The sequence below is a fragment of the Thauera sedimentorum genome (assembly GCF_014489115.1).
GTDB classification, from domain to species: domain Bacteria; phylum Pseudomonadota; class Gammaproteobacteria; order Burkholderiales; family Rhodocyclaceae; genus Pseudothauera; species Pseudothauera sedimentorum.
In genome coordinates this window covers 1,812,843-1,833,983 of record NZ_JACTAH010000001.1, presented here as the reverse complement: position 1 = coordinate 1,833,983, position 21,141 = coordinate 1,812,843, and the positions used below count along the sequence as shown (strand labels likewise).

Annotated in this window: 13 protein-coding genes; 9 read left to right on the top strand and 4 right to left on the bottom strand. The window is 68.5% G+C overall.

Features of this window, described 5'->3' with window-relative positions:
* The first annotated feature begins 2 nt into the window (after positions 1-2).
* The 6 genes from IAI53_RS08300 (at position 3) to gtfA (ending at position 11,734) form a co-directional block, all read left to right on the top strand.
* Positions 3-950, top strand: a complete 948-nt coding sequence (locus IAI53_RS08300) for a phosphatidate cytidylyltransferase (RefSeq protein WP_187717627.1) — start codon at positions 3-5, stop codon at positions 948-950.
* A 138-nt stretch (positions 951-1,088) separates the two neighbouring features.
* Positions 1,089-2,342, top strand: coding sequence for a lipoprotein-releasing ABC transporter permease subunit (locus IAI53_RS08295; protein ID WP_187717626.1), 1,254 nt, complete (start codon positions 1,089-1,091; stop codon positions 2,340-2,342).
* Positions 2,335-3,036 (top strand): lipoprotein-releasing ABC transporter ATP-binding protein LolD, encoded by a 702-nt coding sequence (lolD, locus tag IAI53_RS08290; protein WP_187717625.1) that lies wholly within the window; start codon positions 2,335-2,337, stop codon positions 3,034-3,036. Before IAI53_RS08295 ends, lolD begins: the two co-directional genes overlap by 8 nt.
* Before the next feature lie 176 nt (positions 3,037-3,212).
* Positions 3,213-8,045, top strand: coding sequence for an NAD-glutamate dehydrogenase (locus IAI53_RS08285; RefSeq protein WP_187717624.1), 4,833 nt, complete (start codon positions 3,213-3,215; stop codon positions 8,043-8,045).
* A gap of 184 nt (positions 8,046-8,229) precedes the next feature.
* Complete coding sequence (locus IAI53_RS08280; RefSeq protein ID WP_187717623.1) at positions 8,230-10,272, top strand: methyl-accepting chemotaxis protein; 2,043 nt, start codon at positions 8,230-8,232, stop codon at positions 10,270-10,272.
* Between the two features lie 19 nt (positions 10,273-10,291).
* Entirely contained in the window at positions 10,292-11,734 is a 1,443-nt protein-coding gene (gtfA, locus tag IAI53_RS08275) for a sucrose phosphorylase (protein WP_187717622.1), read from the top strand.
* Here the strand turns inward: gtfA and IAI53_RS08270 are convergent.
* Positions 11,722-12,255 (bottom strand): DUF2062 domain-containing protein, encoded by a 534-nt coding sequence (locus IAI53_RS08270; protein WP_187717621.1) that lies wholly within the window; start codon positions 12,253-12,255, stop codon positions 11,722-11,724. The genes gtfA and IAI53_RS08270 overlap by 13 nt on opposite strands.
* A gap of 156 nt (positions 12,256-12,411) precedes the next feature.
* Here IAI53_RS08270 and IAI53_RS08265 point away from each other — a divergent pair, with 156 nt between their 5' ends.
* Positions 12,412-14,739, top strand: coding sequence for a DNA internalization-related competence protein ComEC/Rec2 (locus tag IAI53_RS08265; RefSeq protein ID WP_187717620.1), 2,328 nt, complete (start codon positions 12,412-12,414; stop codon positions 14,737-14,739).
* A gap of 34 nt (positions 14,740-14,773) precedes the next feature.
* Entirely contained in the window at positions 14,774-15,700 is a 927-nt protein-coding gene (locus IAI53_RS08260) for an alpha/beta fold hydrolase (protein ID WP_187717619.1), read from the top strand.
* Positions 15,701-15,712: 12 nt separating this feature from the next.
* On the opposite strand, the gene msrB is transcribed toward IAI53_RS08260, so the two are convergent.
* The 3 genes from msrB to ppsR form a co-directional block, all read right to left on the bottom strand.
* Positions 15,713-16,120: a peptide-methionine (R)-S-oxide reductase MsrB gene (msrB, locus tag IAI53_RS08255; protein ID WP_187717618.1), complete on the bottom strand. Its 408-nt coding sequence runs from the start codon at positions 16,118-16,120 to the stop codon at positions 15,713-15,715.
* A gap of 222 nt (positions 16,121-16,342) precedes the next feature.
* Positions 16,343-17,512 (bottom strand): DUF2863 family protein, encoded by a 1,170-nt coding sequence (locus tag IAI53_RS08250; RefSeq protein WP_187717617.1) that lies wholly within the window; start codon positions 17,510-17,512, stop codon positions 16,343-16,345.
* A 35-nt stretch (positions 17,513-17,547) separates the two neighbouring features.
* The gene (gene ppsR / locus IAI53_RS08245) at positions 17,548-18,381 is read right to left on the bottom strand and encodes a posphoenolpyruvate synthetase regulatory kinase/phosphorylase PpsR (RefSeq protein WP_187717616.1); all 834 of its coding nucleotides are present in this window, start codon (positions 18,379-18,381) and stop codon (positions 17,548-17,550) included.
* Between the two features lie 134 nt (positions 18,382-18,515).
* Between ppsR and ppsA the strand changes: the two genes are divergently transcribed.
* Positions 18,516-20,882 (top strand): phosphoenolpyruvate synthase, encoded by a 2,367-nt coding sequence (gene ppsA, locus IAI53_RS08240; RefSeq protein WP_187717615.1) that lies wholly within the window; start codon positions 18,516-18,518, stop codon positions 20,880-20,882.
* The last annotated feature ends 259 nt before the right edge of the window (positions 20,883-21,141 follow it).

The window sequence follows — 21,141 nt, the reverse complement described above, 5'->3', positions numbered from 1 at the left end:
GCATGGCCAGCCTCGACCAGACCCTGTTCCAGGTCTTCGGCGGCATCTTCGCGGTGCTGGCCATTGCCAGCGCGATCGGCGCGGTGCTCAAGTGGCGCCTCGCCGACGGAGACCTCCAGGGGACGATCGACAACCTCAATTCCCGCCTCAAGGCCTGGTGGGCGATGATCCTGCTCATCGGCGCCGCAATCTGGGCGGGGCAGGGCGGGGTCATCGTGCTGTTCGCCTTCATATCCTTCCAATGCCTGCGCGAGTTCGTCTCGCTCACCCATACGCGCCGTGGCGATCACCGCGCATTGATCTGGTGCTTCTTCGTTTTCCTGCCCTTGCAGTACTACCTGATCTCGATCTCGTGGTACGGCCTGTTCTCCATCCTCATACCGGTCTACGCGTTCCTGTTGCTGCCGATCTCCGCGGCATTGGGAGCCGACACGACGCGTTTCCTGGAGCGCGCGGCCAAGGTGCAGTGGGGACTGATGATCTGCGTGTATTGCCTGTCCCACGTGCCGGCGCTGCTGCTCCTTGAAGTGCCCGGTTTCGAGGGGCGCAACACCCTGCTGATCGTCTTTCTCATCCTCACCGTGCAGTCCAGCGATGTCTTTCAGTACGTATGGGGGAAACTCTTCGGCAAACGCCTGATTGCACCGTCCATCTCGCCGTCGAAAACGCTTGAGGGGCTGGTTGGCGGCGTACTGAGCGCCACCTTGGTGGGAGCGGCGATGTGGTGGATCACTCCGTTCACTCCACTGCAGGCCGCCGCGATTGCGCTCACCATCAATGTCCTCGGCTTCTTCGGTGGTTTCGTGCTGTCGGCGATCAAGCGCGATCTCGGCGCCAAGGACTGGGGATGCATGATCGAGGGCCACGGCGGCATGCTCGACCGTGTCGATTCGCTGAGCTTCTCGGCACCCATCCTCTTTCATATCGTCCGCTACTGGTGGGTGCCCTGACCGGTTCCACAGGCCGGGCCGACGAGCGCGCGGGGGTGGTGTAACAGGGGCTCACAACACAAGCCTGCCGCAATGCCCCGCCGTGCGTCGCCTTGCGGCACAATGGCGCCCTTTGGATACCGGGGCGGCTTGCGCTCGATGCGATACGAATTCCTCGTCGGTCTGCGTTACACCCGCTCGCGCCGCCGTGCGCAGGGGCGCAACCGTTTCATCTCCTTCATCTCGGCGGTGTCCATGCTGGGCACCGCGCTGGGCGTGGCGGCGTTGATCGTCGTTCTGTCGGTGATGAACGGCTTTCAGGAAGAACTGCGCACCCGCATCCTGGGCGTGGCTTCCCACGTGCAGGTGACCACCTTCGGCGGCGAGCTCGAATCCTGGCAGCGGGTGGCCGATCAGGCCGGGCAGCACCCGGAGGTGCTGGCTGCTGCGCCCTATGTGCAGGAGCAGGGCATGCTGTCCTTCGACCAGGTGGTGCGCGGCACCCTGGTGCGCGGCGTGCTGCCGGCCGAGGAGGAGGGGGTGGCCGACTTCGCGCGCTACATGAAGGCGGGCAGCCTGGATGCGCTGCAGGCCGAGCGCTTCGGCATCGTGCTGGGGCGCGATCTGGCGCTCTCCTTGCGGGTGCATCTGGGCGACAAGGTCACGCTGATCGCCCCGCAGGGGCTGGTGACGCCGGCCGCGGTGCTGCCGCGGGTGCGCCAGTTCGAGGTGGTGGGCATCTTCGAGGCCGGCATGTACGAGTACGACTCCGGCCTGGCGCTGATCCACCTGCGCGACGCCCAGGTGCTCTACCGCCTGGACGAGGCGGTGAGCGGGGTGCGCCTGAAACTCGGTGACCTGTTCTCCGCGCCGCGGGTGGCGCGTGAGCTGGCGGGCTACATCGACGACCGGGTGATCGTCACCGACTGGACGCGCAGCCACGCCAACTTCTTCCGCGCGGTGGCACTGGAGAAGACGATGATGACCATCATCCTGTTCCTGATCGTCGCGGTGGCGGCGTTCAACATCGTGTCCACGCTGGTGATGGCGGTGCAGGAGAAGCAGGCCGACATCGCCATCCTGCGCACGCTGGGGGCGAGCCCCGGGTCGATCATGTCGGTGTTCGTGCTGCAGGGCGCGATCATCGGCCTGGTGGGCCTGGCTGGCGGGGTGGCGGCCGGCCTGCTGCTGGCCAACAACCTGGACGTGGTGATCCCCTTCCTGGAGAAGATCACCGGCGCCACGCTGTGGAACAAGGAGATCTACTACATCAGCGAGCTGCCCTCCAAGGTGCTGGCGAGCGACGTGAGCACCATAGTCTCGGTGTCCTTCGTGCTTACCCTGGTGGCCACGCTCTACCCGAGCTGGCGCGCCTCGCGGGTGAATCCGGCGGAGGCGCTGCGCTATGAGTGAGGTGACGATGAGCCAGGGATCGGACGGCCCGGTGCTGGCCTGCGAGGGCCTGTCGAAGTCCTTCCGCGAAGGCGCGGACGCGGTGGAGGTGCTGCGCGGCATCGACCTGAGTGTGGCGCGCGGCGAGCGCATCGCCATCGTCGGCGCCTCGGGCTCGGGCAAGAGCACGCTGCTGCATCTGCTCGGCGGGCTGGACGTGCCCAGTGCCGGCGCGGTGCGCCTGCAGGGGCGTGATTTCTCGCGCATGTCGGACGCCGAGCGCGGGCGCGCGCGCAACGCCGCGCTGGGCTTCGTGTACCAGTTCCACCATCTGCTGGCCGAGTTCTCCGCGCTGGAGAACGTCGCCATGCCGCTCTACATCCGCCGCATGCCGCGGGCGGAGGCCGACGAGCGCGCCGCGGCGATGCTCAAGGAAGTCGGTCTCGGCCACCGCCTGGATCACGCCCCGGGCGAACTCTCCGGCGGCGAACGCCAGCGCGCGGCGATCGCCCGTGCGCTGGTCACCCAGCCGGCCTGCGTGCTGGCCGACGAGCCCACCGGCAACCTCGACCGGCGCACCGCCGAGACGGTGTTCGACCTGATGCTCTCGCTCAACGAGCGTCTGGCGACCAGCTTCGTCATCGTCACCCACGACGAGACGCTGGCCGCGCGCGCGCAGCGCACGCTGCGCCTGCAGGACGGGCAGTTCGCCTGATTCCCCTGTCCTGTGTTCGCCCCGCAGGGTGAGGCGGGGCGAACTCGCACCCCGGGCGCTTGTCCATTCACTTGTCAACATTCGAGGCCTGCATCCTCCTGGATGCGGGCCGCGCCCGTTTGCCGGCGGGCTTGCAGTGTCGGTCGCGGACGCTACAAAAAGAAGGGGAGGCGACAATGAACAAGGAAGAAGCAGCCAAGGCAGAGCTGGTTGACGAGGTCATCGACCAGTTGCGTCACAAGCTCCCGGCGGAGCAGGCCGAAGTGGCCCAGACCTTCGCCCGGCACTACTTCGCCCAGGTCGATCCGGAGGATCTGCGCGAGTACGCGGCGGCCGACCTTTACGGCGTGGCGCTCAGCCATTTCAACTTCGTTCGCCACATCCAGCGCGGCAGCCCGCGGCTGCGCGTGTACAACCCGCGCCTGGAAGAGCATGGCTGGCAGTCCACCCACACGGTGATCGAAATCGTCCAAGACGACATGCCCTTCCTGGTCGATTCGATCACCCTGGAAGTGAACCGCCAGGGCATGACCCAGCACCTCATCATCCATCCGGTGATGAAGATCCACCGCGACGCCGAAGGCCAGCTGCTGGCGATTGCGGCGAACCGCGACGAGGGCGAGGGGCGTTTCGAGTCCATCATCCACATCGAGGTCGACCGCCGTACCGAGGCGGCCGACCTGCAGGCGCTGGAGCAGGGCATCCTGCGGGTGCTGGCCGACGTGGCCGCCGCGGTGGAGGACTGGCGCAAGATGCTCCACCGGGTGACCGAGGCGGCTGCAGAACTCGAACAGAACCCGCCGCCCGGTACCGCCGACACCGCCGAGGAGCGCGCCTTCCTGCAGTGGATGGCGGCCGACAACTTCACCTTCCTGGGCTACCGCGAATACCAGCTGGTCGAGGAAGAGGGCGAGACGCAGCTGCGCGTGGTGTCCGGCAGCGGGCTGGGCATCCTGCGCGAACTCGGCAGCGACCGCTCCAGCGGCTTCTCGGCGCTGCCGCAGGAAGTGCGCGAGCGCGCCCGCGAACCCAGCGTGCTGATCCTCACCAAGTCCAACACCCCGGCCACGGTGCACCGCCCCGGCTACCTCGACTACGTGGGCGTGAAGCGCTTCGACGGCGAGGGCCGGGTGGTGGGCGAGCGGCGCTTCCTGGGGCTGTACACCTCGGCGGCCTACCACAGCGATCCGGCCGACATCCCGCTGCTGCGCCGCAAGGTGGCCCATGTGATGGCCGGTTCCGGCTACCTGCCCCGCAGCCACGGCGCCAAGACGCTGAGCACCCTCCTGCAGCAGTACCCGCGCGACGAACTGTTCCAGATCGAGGCCGACGAGCTATCCCGCATCGTCACCGGCATCCTGCACCTGGGCGAACGCCAGCGAACCCGCCTGTTCGTGCGCCGCGACCCCTACGGGCGCTTCTTCTCCTGCCTGATCTACGCGCCGCGCGACAACTACAACACCGAACTGCGCCAGCGCTTCCAGGCCATCCTGATGCAGGTCTTCGACGGCCACTCGTCCGACTACGAGGTGCAGCTCTCGCAGTCGGCGCTGGCGCGCATCCTGATCGTGGTGCGCACCCGCCCGGATGCGGCGCCGGTGGATTACGACGTGCGCGAGATCGAAGCCCGCCTGGTGCGGGCCTCGCGGCGCTGGGAGGACGACCTGCGCGAAGCCCTGGTCGAGTGCTGCGGCGAGGAGCGCGGCAACGGCCTGTTCGTGCGCTATCGCGCGGCCTTTCCCGCCGGCTACCGGGAAGAGCACGACGCCCGCAGCGCGGCGCAGGACATCGAACTCATCGAGAAGCTCGCGACCGGCGAGGGCCTGGCGCTCAGCCTCTACCTGCCGCTGGAGGCCGGACCGGGGCAGCTGCGCTTCAAGATCGTGCACGCGGACGAGCCGGTGCCGCTGTCGGCCAGCCTGCCCATGCTCGAGTGCATGGGCGCCAAGGTGCACGACGAGCAGCCCTACGAGATCGTCGCCGCGGACGGCAAGGCGGCATGGATACACGACTTCGGCCTGCAACTCGGCGAGCTCGCCGAGGTTCCGCTGGAACGCCTGCGCGAGGTCTTCCAGGAAACCTTCCGCCGGGTGTGGCGGGGCGATGCCGAGAAGGACGACTTCAACCGCCTGGTGCCGCGTGCCCTGCTGAGCTGGCGCGAAGTGGCCCTGCTGCGCGCCTATGCGCGCTACATGCGCCAGGCCGGTGTGGCCTTCAGCCAGGCCTACATGGAGCAGACCCTGAGCGCGCATGCGGGCCTGGCCCGTGCGCTGGTCGAGCTGTTCCGCCTGCGCTTCGATCCGGCCGGCGGCGAGCGCGGCGGGGAGCGCGAGCAGGCCCTGCTCGAACGCATCCGCGGCGGCCTGGACGCGGTGGCCAATCTCGACGAGGACCGCATCCTGCGCCAGTTCCTCGCGCTGATCGATGCCACCCTGCGCACCAACTACTTCCAGCGCGACGCGGACGGCCAGCCCAAGGCCTGGATCTCCTTCAAGTTCGATCCGTCCGGCATTCCCGGCCTGCCCGAACCGCGGCCGGCCTTCGAGATCTTCGTGTACTCGCCGCGCATGGAAGGCGTGCACCTGCGCGGCGGCGCGGTGGCGCGTGGCGGGCTGCGCTGGTCTGACCGCATGGAGGACTACCGCACCGAGGTGCTGGGCCTGGTGAAGGCGCAGATGGTGAAGAACGCGGTGATCGTGCCGATGGGTTCCAAGGGCGGCTTCGTGGTGCGCAACCCGCCGCCCGGCGGCGAGCGCGAAGCGATCCTGCAGGAGGGCCTGGCCTGCTACCGAACCTTCCTGCGCGGCATGCTGGACCTCACCGACAACCGCGTGGGCGACAAGGTGGTGCCGCCGCCCGACCTCGTGCGCCGCGACGGCGACGACCCCTACCTGGTGGTGGCCGCCGACAAGGGCACCGCAACCTTCTCCGACTACGCCAACGAGGTGGCGCACGAATACCGCTTCTGGCTGGGCGACGCCTTCGCATCGGGCGGCTCGGCCGGCTACGACCACAAGAAGATGGGCATCACCGCACGCGGCGCGTGGGAGTCGGTCAAGCGCCACTTCCGCGAACTCGGGCGCGACACCCAGAGCCAGGACTTCACCGTGGTGGGGGTCGGCGACATGAGCGGCGACGTGTTCGGCAACGGCATGCTGCTGTCGCCGCACATCCGCCTGGTGGCGGCCTTCGACCACCGCCACATTTTCATCGACCCCAACCCGGACGCGGCGGCGAGCTACGAGGAGCGCAAGCGCCTCTTTGCGCTGCCGCGCTCGTCCTGGGCGGACTACAAGCCGGAGCTGATCTCCAAGGGCGGCGGCGTGTGGCCGCGCAGCGCCAAGTCGATCAGCCTGCCGGCGCCGGCACGCGCGGCGCTGGGCATATCCGCCGAGACGCTGACCCCGCAGGAGCTGATCCGCGCCATCCTGCTCGCCCCGGCCGACCTGCTGTACTGCGGCGGCATCGGCACTTACGTGAAGGCCAGCGCCGAGAACAACGCCGAGGTGGGCGACCGCGCCAACGACGCAGTGCGGGTGGATGCCGCCGACCTGCGGGTCAAGGTGGTGGGCGAGGGCGGCAACCTCGGGGTGACGCAACGCGGGCGCATCGAATACGCGCTGAAGGGCGGCAGGATCTACACCGACGCCATCGACAACTCCGGCGGGGTGGATTGTTCGGACCACGAGGTGAACATCAAGATCCTGCTCGACGCGGTGGTGGCCGCCGGCGATCTCACGCCCAAGCAGCGCGACGCCCTGCTGGTGGAGATGACCGACGAGGTTGCCGCCCTGGTGCTGCGCGACAACTACTTCCAGGGCCAGGTGATCTCGGTGACGGCGGCGCGCGGGGTGGAACTGCTCGACAAGCAGGCGCGTTATCTCCGCCACCTGGGCAACAGCGGACGGCTCAACCGCAAGCTGGAGAACCTGCCCTTCGACGAGGAGATCGCCGAGCGCAAGGCGCGCGGCATCGGCCTCACCGCGCCGGAGATCGCGGTGCTGCTGGCCTACAGCAAGATGGAGCTCTACGAGGCGGTGCTCGCCTCCGACGCGCCGGAAGACCCGTGGATCGCCACCGCCCTGGTGCGCTACTTCCCCAAACCGCTGCGCGAGCGCTTTGCGGCGGAGATCGCCCGCCACCCGCTGCGCCGCGAGATCATCGCCACCCACGTGGTGAACAGCATGATCAACCGGGTCGGCGCGAGCTTCGTGTTCCGCGTGCGGGAGGAATCGGGTGCGAGCGCCACCGAGGTGGTGCGCGCCTACCTCGCCACCCGCGAGGCCTTCGGCCTGGTGGGCTTCTGGAAGCAGGTCGAGGCGCTGGACAACAAGGTGGCCGACGAGACCCAGACGATGATGCTGGTCGCCGTGCAGCAGCTCATCCTGCACGGTACGCTGTGGTTCCTGCAGCGCCGCGCGGAGCTTTGCGACCTGGCCGTGCTGCTCGGGCGCTTCGCCCCGGGGGTGGGGCAACTCGCCCGCAGCCTGCCGCACCTGCTGGCGCCCGACTACCTGCAGGACATGGAGGCGGAAGCCGCGCGTTTGGGCGAGCTGGGCGTGCCGGACGAACTCGCCCGCCGCGCGGCCTGCCTGGATGCGCTGCACAGCGCGCTCGACATCGTGGAGCTGGCCGAAGCGGTGGGGCGCGAGCCCGAGGCGGTGGCCGAGGTCTATGCCGCGCTCGACGCACGGCTCAACCTGCACTGGCTGTGGCGCCAGATCGCCGCGCTGCCGGCCGACAGCCACTGGCAGGGCATGGCGCGCAAGGCCATGCTGGACGACGTGGCGCGCTGCATGCGCGAGCTCACCGCCGGCGTGTTCCGCAGCGCGGCGGCCGAGGCCGGCAGCGAGGAGCTGCTGGCGCGCTGGGCGCAGCAGACCGCCAGCCAGCTCGGCCGCTGGGAGCAGGTGCGCGCCGAACTGCAGGCGGCCGGCAGCCTCGACATGCCCATGGTGTCGGTGGCGCTGCGCGAGTTGCGCGCCCTGGCGCCGCGTGCAGTGGGCTGAACGCCGCTTCGCACAATCCGTAATGTGAGCCTGCCGGTCAGGTGCGGTAATCTGCGCACTTCGCGGACGCGGCCAGGTATCGCTAAAGATTTACCGCCGGCGTCCGTTCAAGACCATACCAACAAGTGCCGGCGGCCCCATACCCCGAGGGAGACGTGCGAGCCGGCCGTACGAGGAGAACTCCATGTCGTTCCTGTTTGCCCCCGCCATCGCGGTCTTGAACCGCCTGCGCTTCCGCTGGAAATTCGTGCTGCTCGGCCTGGTGTCGGCGGCCACGATTGCCTATCTGCTGACCGCGCTGGTCATGTCGCTCGGGCGGGACATCGATATCGTCGACCACGAGCGCGAAGGCCTGGAGATGGTGGTGCCGCTGCTCAAGGTGATCCAGGCGGCGCAGATGCGTCGCGGCCTGGCTGCCGGCGCGCTGGACAATTCCGACGACACCATGAAGCAGCGCCTGCCCGACGCGACCCAGGCGCTGGACCAGGCCTGGGCGGAGGCCGAGCGCGTGCTCGCCAAGCTCGAACCAAGCTACGGCGGCGAGGGTACCGACTGGCGCGAGCAGTGGAACGAGGCGGCGGAGATGTACGCCAGCCTCAAGACGCCCAACAACAATGCCACCGTGCAGTGGGTGTTCGACGGCCACACCCTGGTGATCAAGAACGTCACCCTGGTGCTGCACGATCTGGCCGAGCACACCGGGCTTTCCCTCGACCCGGAGGCCAACACCGCCTTCCTGATCTCCCTGGTCACCGACACCATTCCCGACGCCACCGAGCGCATCGGCCGCCTGCGCGGCCTGGGGGCCTCGGTCCTGGCCGAACGCTATCTCAGCGGTCCGCTGCGCCAGCGCCTGACCCTGCAGGTGGGCGAGCTGGACCATTCCATGCAGGCCGCCGAGGAGATGCTGCAGCGCGCCGCACTGGCCAACCCGGATCGCAAGACCGATCTGGAGGACCTGCAGATCGAGCTGGCGGTAACCGTCGAGGCGGTGCGCGGGCGGGTGATCGACGACATCCTTACCGAGTTCTTCTCGCAAAGCCCGATCGAGTACTTCGATGCCGCCTCCGGCACGCTGAAGGTGGCCTTCGACAAGGCGGCCACGATGATCGTGCCGACCATCGATGCCCTGCTGGTCGAGCGGCGCGAGGGCCTGATGCGGACCGCCACCATCCTGGTGGTGATCTCCGCCGCGGCAGTGGCGGTGCTGGCCTACTTCCTGATCGCCCTGTACCTGGCCATCGAGCGCTCGCTGCAGGAACTCGGCGCCGGTGCCGAGCGGCTGGGCAAGGGCGACCTGACCAGCCGCATCGTGCTCACGGCACGGGACGAACTGAGCGTCGCCGCCGACCGTTTCAACGCCATGGCCGCTTCCTTCTCCGAGGTGATGCAGCGCGTGCAGCGCAGCGCGGACGAAGTCAGCCAGGCGGCTGCGGCGATGGCGACCTCTTCCACCCAGGTGAGCCGCAGCTCGGCCCACCAGAGCGAGGCCGCCTCCAGCATGGCCGCCGCGGTGGAGGAGATGACCGTGGGCATCGACGAGATCGGTCGTCACGCCAACGAGGCCGAGAGCATCTCCAGCCGTTCCGGCGAGATCTCCGAGAGCGGCGCCCAGGTGGTGCAGCAGACCGCCGCCGAGATGGAACTGATCGCCCGCGAGGTCGATGCCACCGCCACCACCATCGAGGTGCTGGGCAAGAAGTCCGAGGAGATCAGCAGCATCGTCAACGTGATCCGCGAGATCGCCGACCAGACCAACCTGCTGGCACTCAATGCCGCCATCGAGGCGGCGCGCGCGGGCGAGACCGGCCGCGGCTTCGCGGTGGTCGCCGACGAGGTGCGCAAGCTCGCCGAGCGCACCAGCGGCGCCACGCAGGAGATCTCCACCATGGTGCAGGCCATCCAGAGCGGCACCGGCGAGGCGGTCGAATCCATGAACCGCGGCGTCAAGCGCGTGCGCGAAGGCGTGGAGCTGACCCAGCGCGCCGGCGCGGCCATGGACGAGATCCGCAGCGGTGCGCAGACGGTGGTACAGTCGGTCAGCGACATTTCGATGGCGCTCAAGGAACAGAGCGCCGCCAGCAACGACATTGCGCGCAACGTCGAGCAGATCGCCCAGATGGCCGAGGAGAACAACGCCGCGGTGGGCGAGGCCGCCAGCACCGCCGGCCGCCTGGAGCAGCTCGCCGAAGTGCTGCGCAAGGAAGTGGGACACTTCCGCCTCTGACCAGGAGTAAGGCCCCCGCATGCCGCTCGCCAACGCCGTCCAGCTGATCGCCTATCCCAACCGTATCGGAAACGGCCTGCGCGACCTGGCGGCCTTCGTGGAGCGGCATCTGGGTGCGGCGGTGGGCGGCCTGCACATCCTGCCGCCGTTCCCTTCCAATGCCGACGGCGGCTTCTCGCCGATCACCCATACCCGCATCGATCCGGCCTACGGCGAGTGGGCCGACATCGAGCGCCTGGCCGCGCGCTACGACCTGTGCCTGGACCTGGTGCTCAACCATATCGCCGACGAGGCGCCGGAGTTCCAGGACTACCTGCGCCACGGCAAGGCCTCGGTGCATGCCGGGCTGTTCGTGGACGTGGATGCGCTGGGCGAAATCGGCCCGGACGACCTCGCCAAGATCCACATCCGCAAGGAAAAGGAGCCCTTCCGCGAGGTGGTGTTTGCCGACGGCACGCGCGGGCGGGTGTGGTGCACCTTCACCGAGCGCCAGGTCGACCTCAACTACGGCTCGGCGCAGACCTACCGGCTGATGGCCGACAACATCGCCGCGCTGGCCGCGCACGGCGCCAGGCTGCTGCGCCTGGACGCCTTCGGCTACACCACCAAGAAGATCGGCACCAGCTGCTTCCTGGTGGAGCCCGAGGTGTGGCAGATCCTCGAATGGTTCCGCGAGACCGCCGCGCAGCATGGCGTGGAACTGCTGCCCGAGGTACATGACCACCCGAGCTGGCAGTACGCCATCGCCCGCCGCGGCATGTGGTCCTACGCCTTCGCGCTGCCGCCGCTGGTGCTGTATTCGCTGCTCGACACCAACAGCCACTACCTCAAGGCCTGGCTGCGGATGTGTCCGCACAACCAGGTGACCGTGCTCGACACCCACGACGGCATCTGCATCCCGGACGTGGAGGACATCCTGCCGCGCTACCACATCGAGGCGCTGATCGCGAACGTCTCCGAGCGCAGCGCCGACCCCATCCTGCGCCGCTCGGCGGCCAACGCCCACAGCGTGGGGGCGATCTACCAGCTCACCTGCACCCTGTTCGACGCCCTGCAGCGCAACGAGGACGCCTACATCTGCGCGCGGGCCATCCAGTTCTTCGCCCCGGGCATCCCGCAGGTGTACTACGTCGGCCTGCTGGCCGGCAGCAACGACGCCGAGCTGATGCAGCGCACCGGCGAGGCGCGCGACATCAACCGCCACTACTACACGATGGCCGAGGCCGAGGAAGCGCTGGCGGCGCCGGTCGCGCAGCGCCTGCTGCGCCTGATGGAACTGCGTTCCACCCATCCGGCCTTCGGCGGGGCGTTCGAGCTGGAGTATTCCAACGATTCGAGCGTGTCCATGGGCTGGCGCGCGGGCATGCAGCGCTGCCATGTCTTCGTGGACCTGAACTTCCGCACCGCCACGGTGACCTGCACCGACCCCGAGGGCGGTGGCGAAGTGAGCTATCGCTGCTGACGGCGCCGCCAGGCGCGGATCAGCCATACCCGCCAGGCGGCCTTGACCCCGAAGTAGCCCGCCGCCGACAGCCCCGAGGCGAGCAGCACCAGGCCTACCGCCAGGGGTTTGCCCAGCCCGCCCATCCAGTCCAGCAGTTCGCCCGCCCACGCGGCGATGTTCATCCCGCTCAGTTCCGGCGGCTCGACGAAGCCGTCCACCGTGCCGTTGGTGGCCAGCGAACCGATCGCGTAGGCCACCAGGTAGAGCGGCACGATGGTGAACGGATTGGAGTACAGGGTGGTGATCAGCGCCAGCGGCAGGTTCACCCGCAACAGCACGCAGGCCACCGCCGCGCTCAGCATCTGCAGCGGGCCCGGCACCAGCCCGCAGAACAGGCCCACCGCCACCGCGCCGGCCGCCGAGTGGCGGTTGAGGTGCCACAAGCGCGGGTGCAGCAGCGTATTGGCGAACGGGCGCAGCCAGCGGTTGTTGTGCACGCTCTCGTGATTCGGCAGGATCCGCTTCAGTGTCTTGCGCATGGGCGACTCGGGCAGGGGAGGCGAATTCTAGCCCGCATTTCTCACATTGCCCCTACTGCGGGTGCCGATACGCCGCCGTGGCACGCCAGTGTGAGAAACGCGGGCTAGCGCAGCGGAACTTGCCGCCGCCGAAAGTACCGATCATGATGAATGGGTATGCGATATGCCGTCATCCTGTTCGCCCTCGGCGTGTGGATCTTCCAGCAACTGCCCTCGGTGCCGCCGGCGGAATGGATGCTGCTGGGCACGCTGGCGTTGACCGCTGCAGCCGTGGCCGGGTTTCTTGCCCGCGAGCGCCTGTCGGTCCGCTGGAGATGGGTGCTGCCCGGCCTGCTGGCCTTGTCGGCCGGTCTGCTGTGGGCCGGCTGGCGGGCGGAATGGCGCCTGGCCGACGAACTGCCGATGGCGGTGGAAGGGCGGGATGTGGTGGTCAGCGGTGTGGTTGCCGGTCTGCCGCAGGCCCTGGGCGACAGTGTGCGCTTCGTGTTCGAAGTCGAATCGGCCGATGCGGCGGTGCCCGTGCGGCTGCTGCTGTCCTGGTATGCCGACCGGCGCAGCGGCGAGCTGCCGCCGCCGGTGCATGCAGGCGAGCGCTGGCGGCTCACGCTGCGCCTCAAGCGGCCGCACGGTTTCAGCAATCCGCACGGCTTCGACTACGAGGCCTGGCTGCTGGAGCGTGGCCTGCGCGCCACCGGCTATGTGCGCAAGGCCGAAGGCAACCGCCGCCTGGCGGAAGCGGGCGGGCAGCCGATGCTGCGGGTGCACCGCCTGCGCGAGTCGGTCCGCGAGCGCTTCGCCACGGTGCTGGGCGAGGGCGCGCAGGCCGGCATCCTCACCGCGCTGGCGATCGGCGACCAGCGTGCGATCGCGCCGGCGCAGTGGGAGGTGTTCCGCCGCACCGGCGTCAATCACCTGGTCGCCATCTCGGGGCTGCACGTGTCGCTGGTGGCCTTGTGCGCGGGTGGCCTGGCCGGGTGGCTGTGGCGACGGGTGCCGCGCCTGCTGCTGCATGTGCCGGTGCGTCGCGTGGCGCTGCTGGCGGCGGTACTGGCCGCTACCTGCTATGCCCTGCTGGCCGGGATGGGGATTCCGGTGCAGCGGGCGCTGATCATGCTGGTGGTGGCGGCCGCGGCCTTGCATGGCGGGCGTGAGCTGGCGGGCAGCAGGGTGCTGGCGCTGGCCTTGCTGGCGGTGCTGGTGGTCGATCCGTGGGCGGTGCTGTCGGCCGGTTTCTGGCTGTCCTTCGCTGCGGTCGGGGTGATCCTGCTGATGCTCGCCGGGCGGTTGCAGGCGCTTACCGGCTGGCGGGCCGCGCTGCGTGTGCAACTGGCCATCACCGTGGCGCTGGTGCCGGCGCTGCTGGTGCTGTTCCAGGGCTTCTCGCTGGTCTCGCCGCTGGCCAATGCGCTGGCCATTCCGCTGGTCAGTTTGGTGATCACCCCACTCGTGCTGGTTGCGGTGCTGGTCCCGCTGGAGGCGCCGCTGCATCTCGCCCACTGGGTTGCCGGAACGATGATGGGTGCGCTGGAGTGGCTGGGGGCGCGGGACTTTGCCTTGTGGCAGCAGGCTGCGCCGCCTGTGGTGGCGGTGGCGGCGGCCTGCGCCGGGCTGGCCTGGCTGCTCCTGCCGCGTGGCACGCCTGCGCGCCCGGCTGCGGCGCTGGCGGTGGTGCCGCTGCTCATGTGGGCGCCACCGCGTCCGCCTGCCGGGGCCTTTGTGGCAACGGTGCTGGACGTCGGACAAGGGCAGGCGGTGCATGTGCAGACCACCGGACGCGACCTGTTGATCGATGCCGGACCGCCCTACGGTCCGGTGGCCGATGCCGGCGAGCGGGTGGTGTTGCCCTATCTGCGCGCGGCCGGTGTGCAGCGCCTGGATCTGCTGGTGCTCACCCACGGCGACGCCGACCATGCCGGCGGGGCGGCGTCCGTCCTCGATGGTATCCCGGTATCGGCGGTGATGACCGGCGACGAAGCCGTGCCCGCGACCGATGGCTCACGGCGCCGCTGCCGGGCCGGTGAGGCGTGGACCTGGGACGGCGTGCGCTTCCGCGTGCTGCACCCTGCGGCAGAGGATGCCGGATTGCGCAGGGACAACGACCGTGCCTGCGTGCTGCGCATCGAGGCGGACGGCGGGGCCATGCTGGTGGCGAGCGACATCGAAAAGGCCGCCGAACGCGCGCTGCTGGCGCGTGGCACGGAGGGGCTGGCGAGCACCGTGCTGGTGGCGCCCCACCATGGCAGCCGCAGTTCGTCCACCGCGGCGCTGGTCCAGGCGGTGCGCCCGCGCGAGGTGTTGTACTCGGTGGGCTACCGCAATCCCTTCGGCCACCCGCATCCCGAGGTGTGGGCGCGCTGGACCGCGTCCGGCGCGCGGGCCTGGCGTACCGACAGCCAGGGCGCGCTGCGGGTGGTGGCGGACGGGCAGGGCGTGCGGATCGAGGCCGAGCGCGAGCGGCAACCGCGCTACTGGCACGGACGCTGATAGACTCCGGTCAATTGTCATCTCTACGCCGACCATGAGCCTGTTCGATTCGCTGAAAAAGTTGTTCGCCCCCGTCCCGCAACCGCTGCGGCCCTACCACGGCATGCGCGAGCGCTCGGTGCAGTGCATCGGTCCGCACGGCCTGCACCGCATGGCCTACACCGAGTGGGGCGACCCCGACAACCCGCGCGTGGTGGTCTGCGCGCACGGGCTGACCCGCAACGGGCGGGACTTCGACTTCCTCGCCCAGGCGCTGGCCGACGACTACCGGGTGGTCTGCCCGGACGTGCCCGGGCGCGGGCGCAGCGACTGGCTGGGAGTGAAGGCCGACTACGGCTTTCCGCTTTATGTCTCCGACATGATCACGCTGCTCGCCCGGCTCGACGTGGAGACGGTGCAATGGGTGGGTACCTCGATGGGCGGCATCATCGGCATGCTGATCGCCAGCCAGCCGCATACGCCGATTACCCGGCTGGTGCTCAACGACGTGGGGCCGGTGATCACCGCCGCCTCCTTGCGGCGCATCGGCCAGTATGTCGGCACGGCGCCCAGGTTCGCCTCGATGGCGGAGGCCGAGACCTACATCCGCACGGTCAGCGAGCCCTTCGGCAAGCTCACCGACGCGCAGTGGCACCACCTGACGGTGCACAGCGTGCGCCCGGTCGAGGGCGGATTCGCGATGATCTACGATCCGGGCATCGGCGATGCCTTCCGGCTCAACCCGCTGGTGATGGATGTGGACCTGTGGCAGGTATATGAGGCCGTTTCCTGCCCGACCCTGGCGATCCGCGGTGCGGAATCGGACCTGCTGGAACCGGCGGTGCACCGTGCGATGGCCGAGCGCGGTCCGCGTGCGCGCATCGTCGAGATCGACGGCGTGGGCCATGCGCCGACGCTGATGGATACGGCCCAGATCGGTCTGGTGCGCGACTTCCTGCTCGAAGGCGCCGAAACGGCCTGAGCGGCCCGCGCTTCAGTCGCCCTCCTTGTCGGGCTGCAGGCGGATGGACGCGGAGTTGATGCAGTAGCGCAGGCCGGTGGGCTGCGGGCCGTCTTCGAACACATGGCCGAGGTGGGCGCCGCACTCGTGGCACAGCACCTCTGTGCGGTGCATGGCGTGGCTGTAGTCGTCGACCGCCTCGATGTTGGCCGGCTCGGCCGCGGTCCAGAAGCTCGGCCAGCCGCAGCCGGCGTCGAACTTGTGCCCGGAGTGGAACAGCGGTGCGCCACAGCACACGCAGGCGTAGGTGCCGTCGTCCCAGCGGTCCCAGTATTCGCCGGTGAATGGGCGCTCGGTACCTTTCTCGCGCGTCACCCGGTACTGCTCCGGGGTGAGCTGCGCACGCCACTGCTCGTCGGGCTTGCTGATCTTTCGGCTCATGGTCGGTCTCCTGCCTGGGTAGGGCTGTGTTCCTGATGGACCATCACCCGCACGATGCGTGGCGCCCCTACGGGGTGCGACACCGCCCGTAGGAGCGGCCTTGGCCGCGATTGCGGCATCGTTTGCTCGGCGGCCGTATCGCGGCCAAGGCCGCTCCTACACGCCCTCTTGGGCCGATCTGCGCTGTCCTGGGGGCGGGCGCCCCAGGCCGGGCGGCGGGCCTCAGTGCAGATGCCGCGGAACGTGTTCGCCCTGGTCCTCGGGCATCTCCGCATGCACGACTTCGCCTTCGGGCGAGGGGTACATCGGAGCGCCGCAGTCGTCGCAGTATTCGAGCGGGAAGCGGTGATCGAGGTTCACGATGTCGGTGACGCCGCATTCGCGCAGCACGGTCTCGATCTGTACCGCGCAGTCGCTGTTTTCGTCTTCCGCGCCGAGCAGGGGCCAGACCACGCCATGCACCACGCGCTCGCTGCCCTGGGTGGTGAAGCCGATGCGGAACTCCTCCAGCTCCTGGTCGTAGAACGGCGCGATGACGGCGCGCAGACGCATTGCCGGGGTGTCGAGCGCGGTGCCCAGGAAGGCCACCGAGGCGCGCACCGCGTAGGGCCGGCTGGCCTTGTCGGCCTGCCGGCTGGCGGCGAAGTAGGCTTCGGGCAGCACGACTTCGAGCGCGCAGCCGGGCAGCAAGGGCGCCAGGCAGGCGCCACCCTGGGTGCGCCATTGCGTCATCGACTGGTCACGGTTGCCGTCGCGCTCCTGCCAGCGGAACAGCGCCTTGCCGCGCGGCACGGCGATTGCGCCGAGCAGGTAGCGGGTGTCGGATAGGAAGTGGGCGGTCTCCGGCATGCCGTCGGTGGCGATGCGCAGGTCCGCGCCGGCCAGCGCCGCATGGCCCAGCTCGGTGGCGAATTGCGAGGTGGCACAGTAGCCCTGCGGCAACTGGTCCGGGCTGAACAGGAAATCGGCCAGCGCGAGCTTGACGCCGTCGGCCAGCACATGGGCCTGCATGTGCACCCGCAGGTTGGCGAGCACCGCCTGGGGGATGCTGCAGGCCGGGATCTGGTAGCGCGACCACGCCAGCACCGGCGCGGCAATCAGCAGGATGTCGTGCTCGGGAGCCGCCGCCGCGGCGGTCTCGGCGCGCGATTCGATGAAGTCGGCCAGCTCGTCGTAGGCGCGCAGGTCGACGCCGTAGAGATGATCCAGGGCGTCATTGAAGGTGTCCTCGTCGCCCTCGTCGAGCAGGGTGTCGATGGCCTCGGCGAGCAGGTTTTCCCAGTAGCGATCCTCGGCGCGGCAACCGGACAGGGCGAGCCCGGTGGCCAGCCAGACCAGTTGCTCGGCCGCGCGGGCGAGGCCGCCGCGGCGCTTGGTGCGCGTTCTCTTCATGTTGCTTTCCGTGGACGTTGGGGATGTGGGGTGCTTCAGTACGCCGGCCGGTTGAGTCGCACCGCCTGGAGGATGGTGGCGGAGATCTCCTCGATGGACTTGGCGGTCGAATCCAGCCAGCGGATGTTCTCGCGCCGCATCAGCTTCTGCGCGGCGTCGATCTCGTAGCGGCAGTTCTCCAGCGAGGCGTAGCGGCTGTTCGGCCGGCGCTCCTGGCGGATCTGCGACAGGCGTTCCGGCGCGATGGTGAGGCCGAACAGCTTGGCGCGGTAGTTGTGCAGTTCGCCCGGCAGCTTGTTGCGCTCGAAGTCCTCGGGGATCAGCGGATAGTTGGCCGCCTTCACGCCGAACTGCATCGCCAGGTAGAGGCTGGTCGGGGTCTTGCCCGAACGCGACACGCCGACCAGGATCACGTCCGCCTCGGCCAGTTCGCCGTCGGAGGAGACGCCGTCGTCGTGCGCCATGGCGAAGTTGATCGCCTCGATGCGGTTCTTGTAGTCAAGGCTGTCGGCGATGCCGTGGAAGCGGCCCACCGCGTGGGTGGAGCGCTGGCCGAGTTCGGTTTCCAGCGGGCCGATGAACTGCTCGAAGAGATCGATGAACAGCGCGTCGGCCTGGCGCAGGCCGCCGACCGTCTCGGGATTGACCAGGGTGCTGAACACGATGGGGCGCACGCCGTCGCGGCGGGCGGCCTCGCGGATCTGGTTGGCGCAGTCGATGGCCTTGTCCAGATCGTCGACGAAGGGGATGCGCACCTGGCGGAAGCGCGCGTCGGGGAACTGCGCCAGCAGGCTGTGGCCCAGGGTTTCCGAGGTGATGCCGGTGCCGTCCGAGATGAAGAAGACGGTGCGAACGGGAGTGTCTGTCATGGTGTGGGGCGGGGACGTGAACGATTGATCAGGAGACGCCCATATACGGGCAAACCCGCTCGTGCGGCAGAGCAGCAAAATTCGTTAGAATCCTATTTTGCTTTCTCCCCAACAATTTCGGAAGGCCAATCTCAATGACCCGTTACGTCATCCCCTTCACCGAACTGCGCATGACCGACGTGGAACAGGTGGGCGGCAAGAACGCCAGCCTGGGTGAAATGATCAGCCAGCTGCCGTCCAGCGTGCGCGTGCCTGGCGGTTTTGCCACCACCGCAGCGGCCTACCGCGAGTTCCTGGCCCACAACGGCCTGGCCGAGCGGATCAACGCTGCGCTCGACGCGCTGGACGTGGATGACGTGGACGCACTGGCCACCACCGGCGCGCAGATCCGCCAGTGGATCGTGGATACGCCGTTCCCGGCCCAGCTGGAAAACGAGATCCGCACGGCCTACGAGCAGATCACCGCGGAAGGCGAGGGCAGCTTCGCGGTGCGTTCCTCGGCCACCGCCGAGGACCTGCCGGACGCCTCCTTCGCCGGCCAGCAGGAGACCTTCCTCAACATCCACGGCTACGAGAACATCCTTCACGCGATGAAGGAAGTGTTCGCCTCGCTGTACAACGACCGCGCGATTTCCTACCGCGTGCACAAGGGCTTCGCCCACGCCGACGTCGCGCTCTCCGCCGGCGTGCAGCGCATGGTGCGCTCGGATACCGGCGCCTCGGGCGTGATGTTCACCATCGACACCGAATCCGGTTTCTCCGACGTGGTGTTCATCACCGCTTCCTACGGCCTGGGCGAGACCGTGGTGCAGGGCGCGGTGAATCCGGACGAGTTCTATGTGCACAAGCCCACCCTGGCGCTCGGCCGCCGCGCGGTGGTGCGCCGTAACCTGGGCTCCAAGCTGATCAAGATGGTGTTCGCCGACAAGGCGGTGGCCGGCAAGTCGGTGCGCACCGTGGACGTGCCGGAAGCCGACCGCAACCGCTTCTCGCTGACCGACGAGGACGTGCTGGAACTCGCCCGCTACGCGGTGATCATCGAGCAGCACTACGGCCGCCCGATGGACATCGAGTGGGCCAAGGATGGCGAGGACGGCAAGCTCTACATCCTGCAGGCCCGCCCGGAGACGGTGAAGAGCCAGTCCAGTGGTCACGTGATGGAGAAGTACCGCCTCAAGCAGTACGGCAAGGCGCTCACCCACGGCCGCGCGATCGGCCAGAAGATCGGCGCCGGCACGGTGCGCGTGGTCAAGGACGCCTCCGAGATGAACCGCGTGCTGGCCGGCGACATCCTGGTCACCGACATGACCGACCCCAACTGGGAGCCGGTGATGAAGCGCGCGTCCGCCATCGTCACCAACCGCGGCGGGCGCACCTGCCACGCGGCGATCATCGCGCGTGAGCTGGGCATCCCGGCCATCGTCGGCTGCGGCAACGCCACCGAGGTGCTGGAGGAGGGCGATTCGGTCACCGTGTCCTGCGCCGAAGGCGACACCGGCTATGTGTACCGCGGCAAGCTGGAGTTCGAGGTCATCACCACCGACATGGGCAACCTGCCCGAGATCCCGGTGAAGATCATGATGAACGTGGGCAACCCGGAACTCGCCTTCGAGTTCGCGCAGATCCCCAACGGCGGCGTCGGCCTGGCGCGCCTGGAGTTCGTCATCAACAACATGATCGGCATCCACCCCAAGGCCATCCTCGACCTGGGCCAGGTGCCGGCCAGCCTGCGCGACGAGATCAACCGCCGCTCGCGCGGCTACGCCACGCCCAAGCAGTTCTTCATCGAGAAGCTGGTCGAAGGCGTGGCCACCATCGCCGCGGCCTTCTATCCGAAGCCGGTGATCGTGCGCATGTCGGACTTCAAGTCCAACGAGTACCGCAAGCTGCTCGGCGGCGAGATCTACGAGCCCGAGGAAGAGAACCCGATGCTGGGCTTCCGTGGCGCCTCGCGCTACATCGCGCACAGCTTCCGCGACTGCTTCGAGATGGAAGTGGCGGCGATGAAGAAGGTGCGCAACGAGCTCGGCCTGACCAACGTGCAGATCATGATCCCCTTCGTGCGCAACCTCGAAGAGGCTGCCGGCGTGGTCGATCTGCTTGCCCAGCACGGCCTGAAGCGCGGCGAGAACGATCTCAAGCTGATCATGATGTGCGAGATCCCGTCCAACGCGCTGCTGGCCGACCAGTTCCTGCAGCACTTCGACGGCTTCTCGATCGGCTCCAACGACCTGACCCAGCTCACCCTGGGCCTGGACCGCGACTCCGGCCTGGTGGCGCACGCCTTCGACGAGCGCGACCCGGCGGTCAAGCAGTTGCTGTCCATGGCCATCCAGAGCGCCAACAAGCTCGGCAAGTACGTCGGTATCTGCGGGCAGGGCCCGTCGGACCACGCCGACTTCGCCGAGTGGCTGATGGACGAGGGTATCCAGACGATTTCCCTGAATCCGGATACCGTGGTCGATACCTGGCTCAAGCTGGCCGCCCACGGCAAGGCTTGAGCGTAAACCGCTGGTAAGGAAGGCGGCGACCGAGGTCGCCGCCTTTTTTTGTTGACGCGAGTCATATTGCACGCGTCGGAAAATGTTACACTCGCGCAGATTTTTTTGTGTTTGAGCAAATGAAATGCGCTCGAACCCATGCCTGCGGCGATTTTCTGTATCGGCTGGAGGCGGTTCGCGACGCGTTCGCCAACGAGACACATGCGGACAGGCGGGTGCCGGCGGTTTGCCGTTGCATCATCGTCCCGCAAGCAAGGAG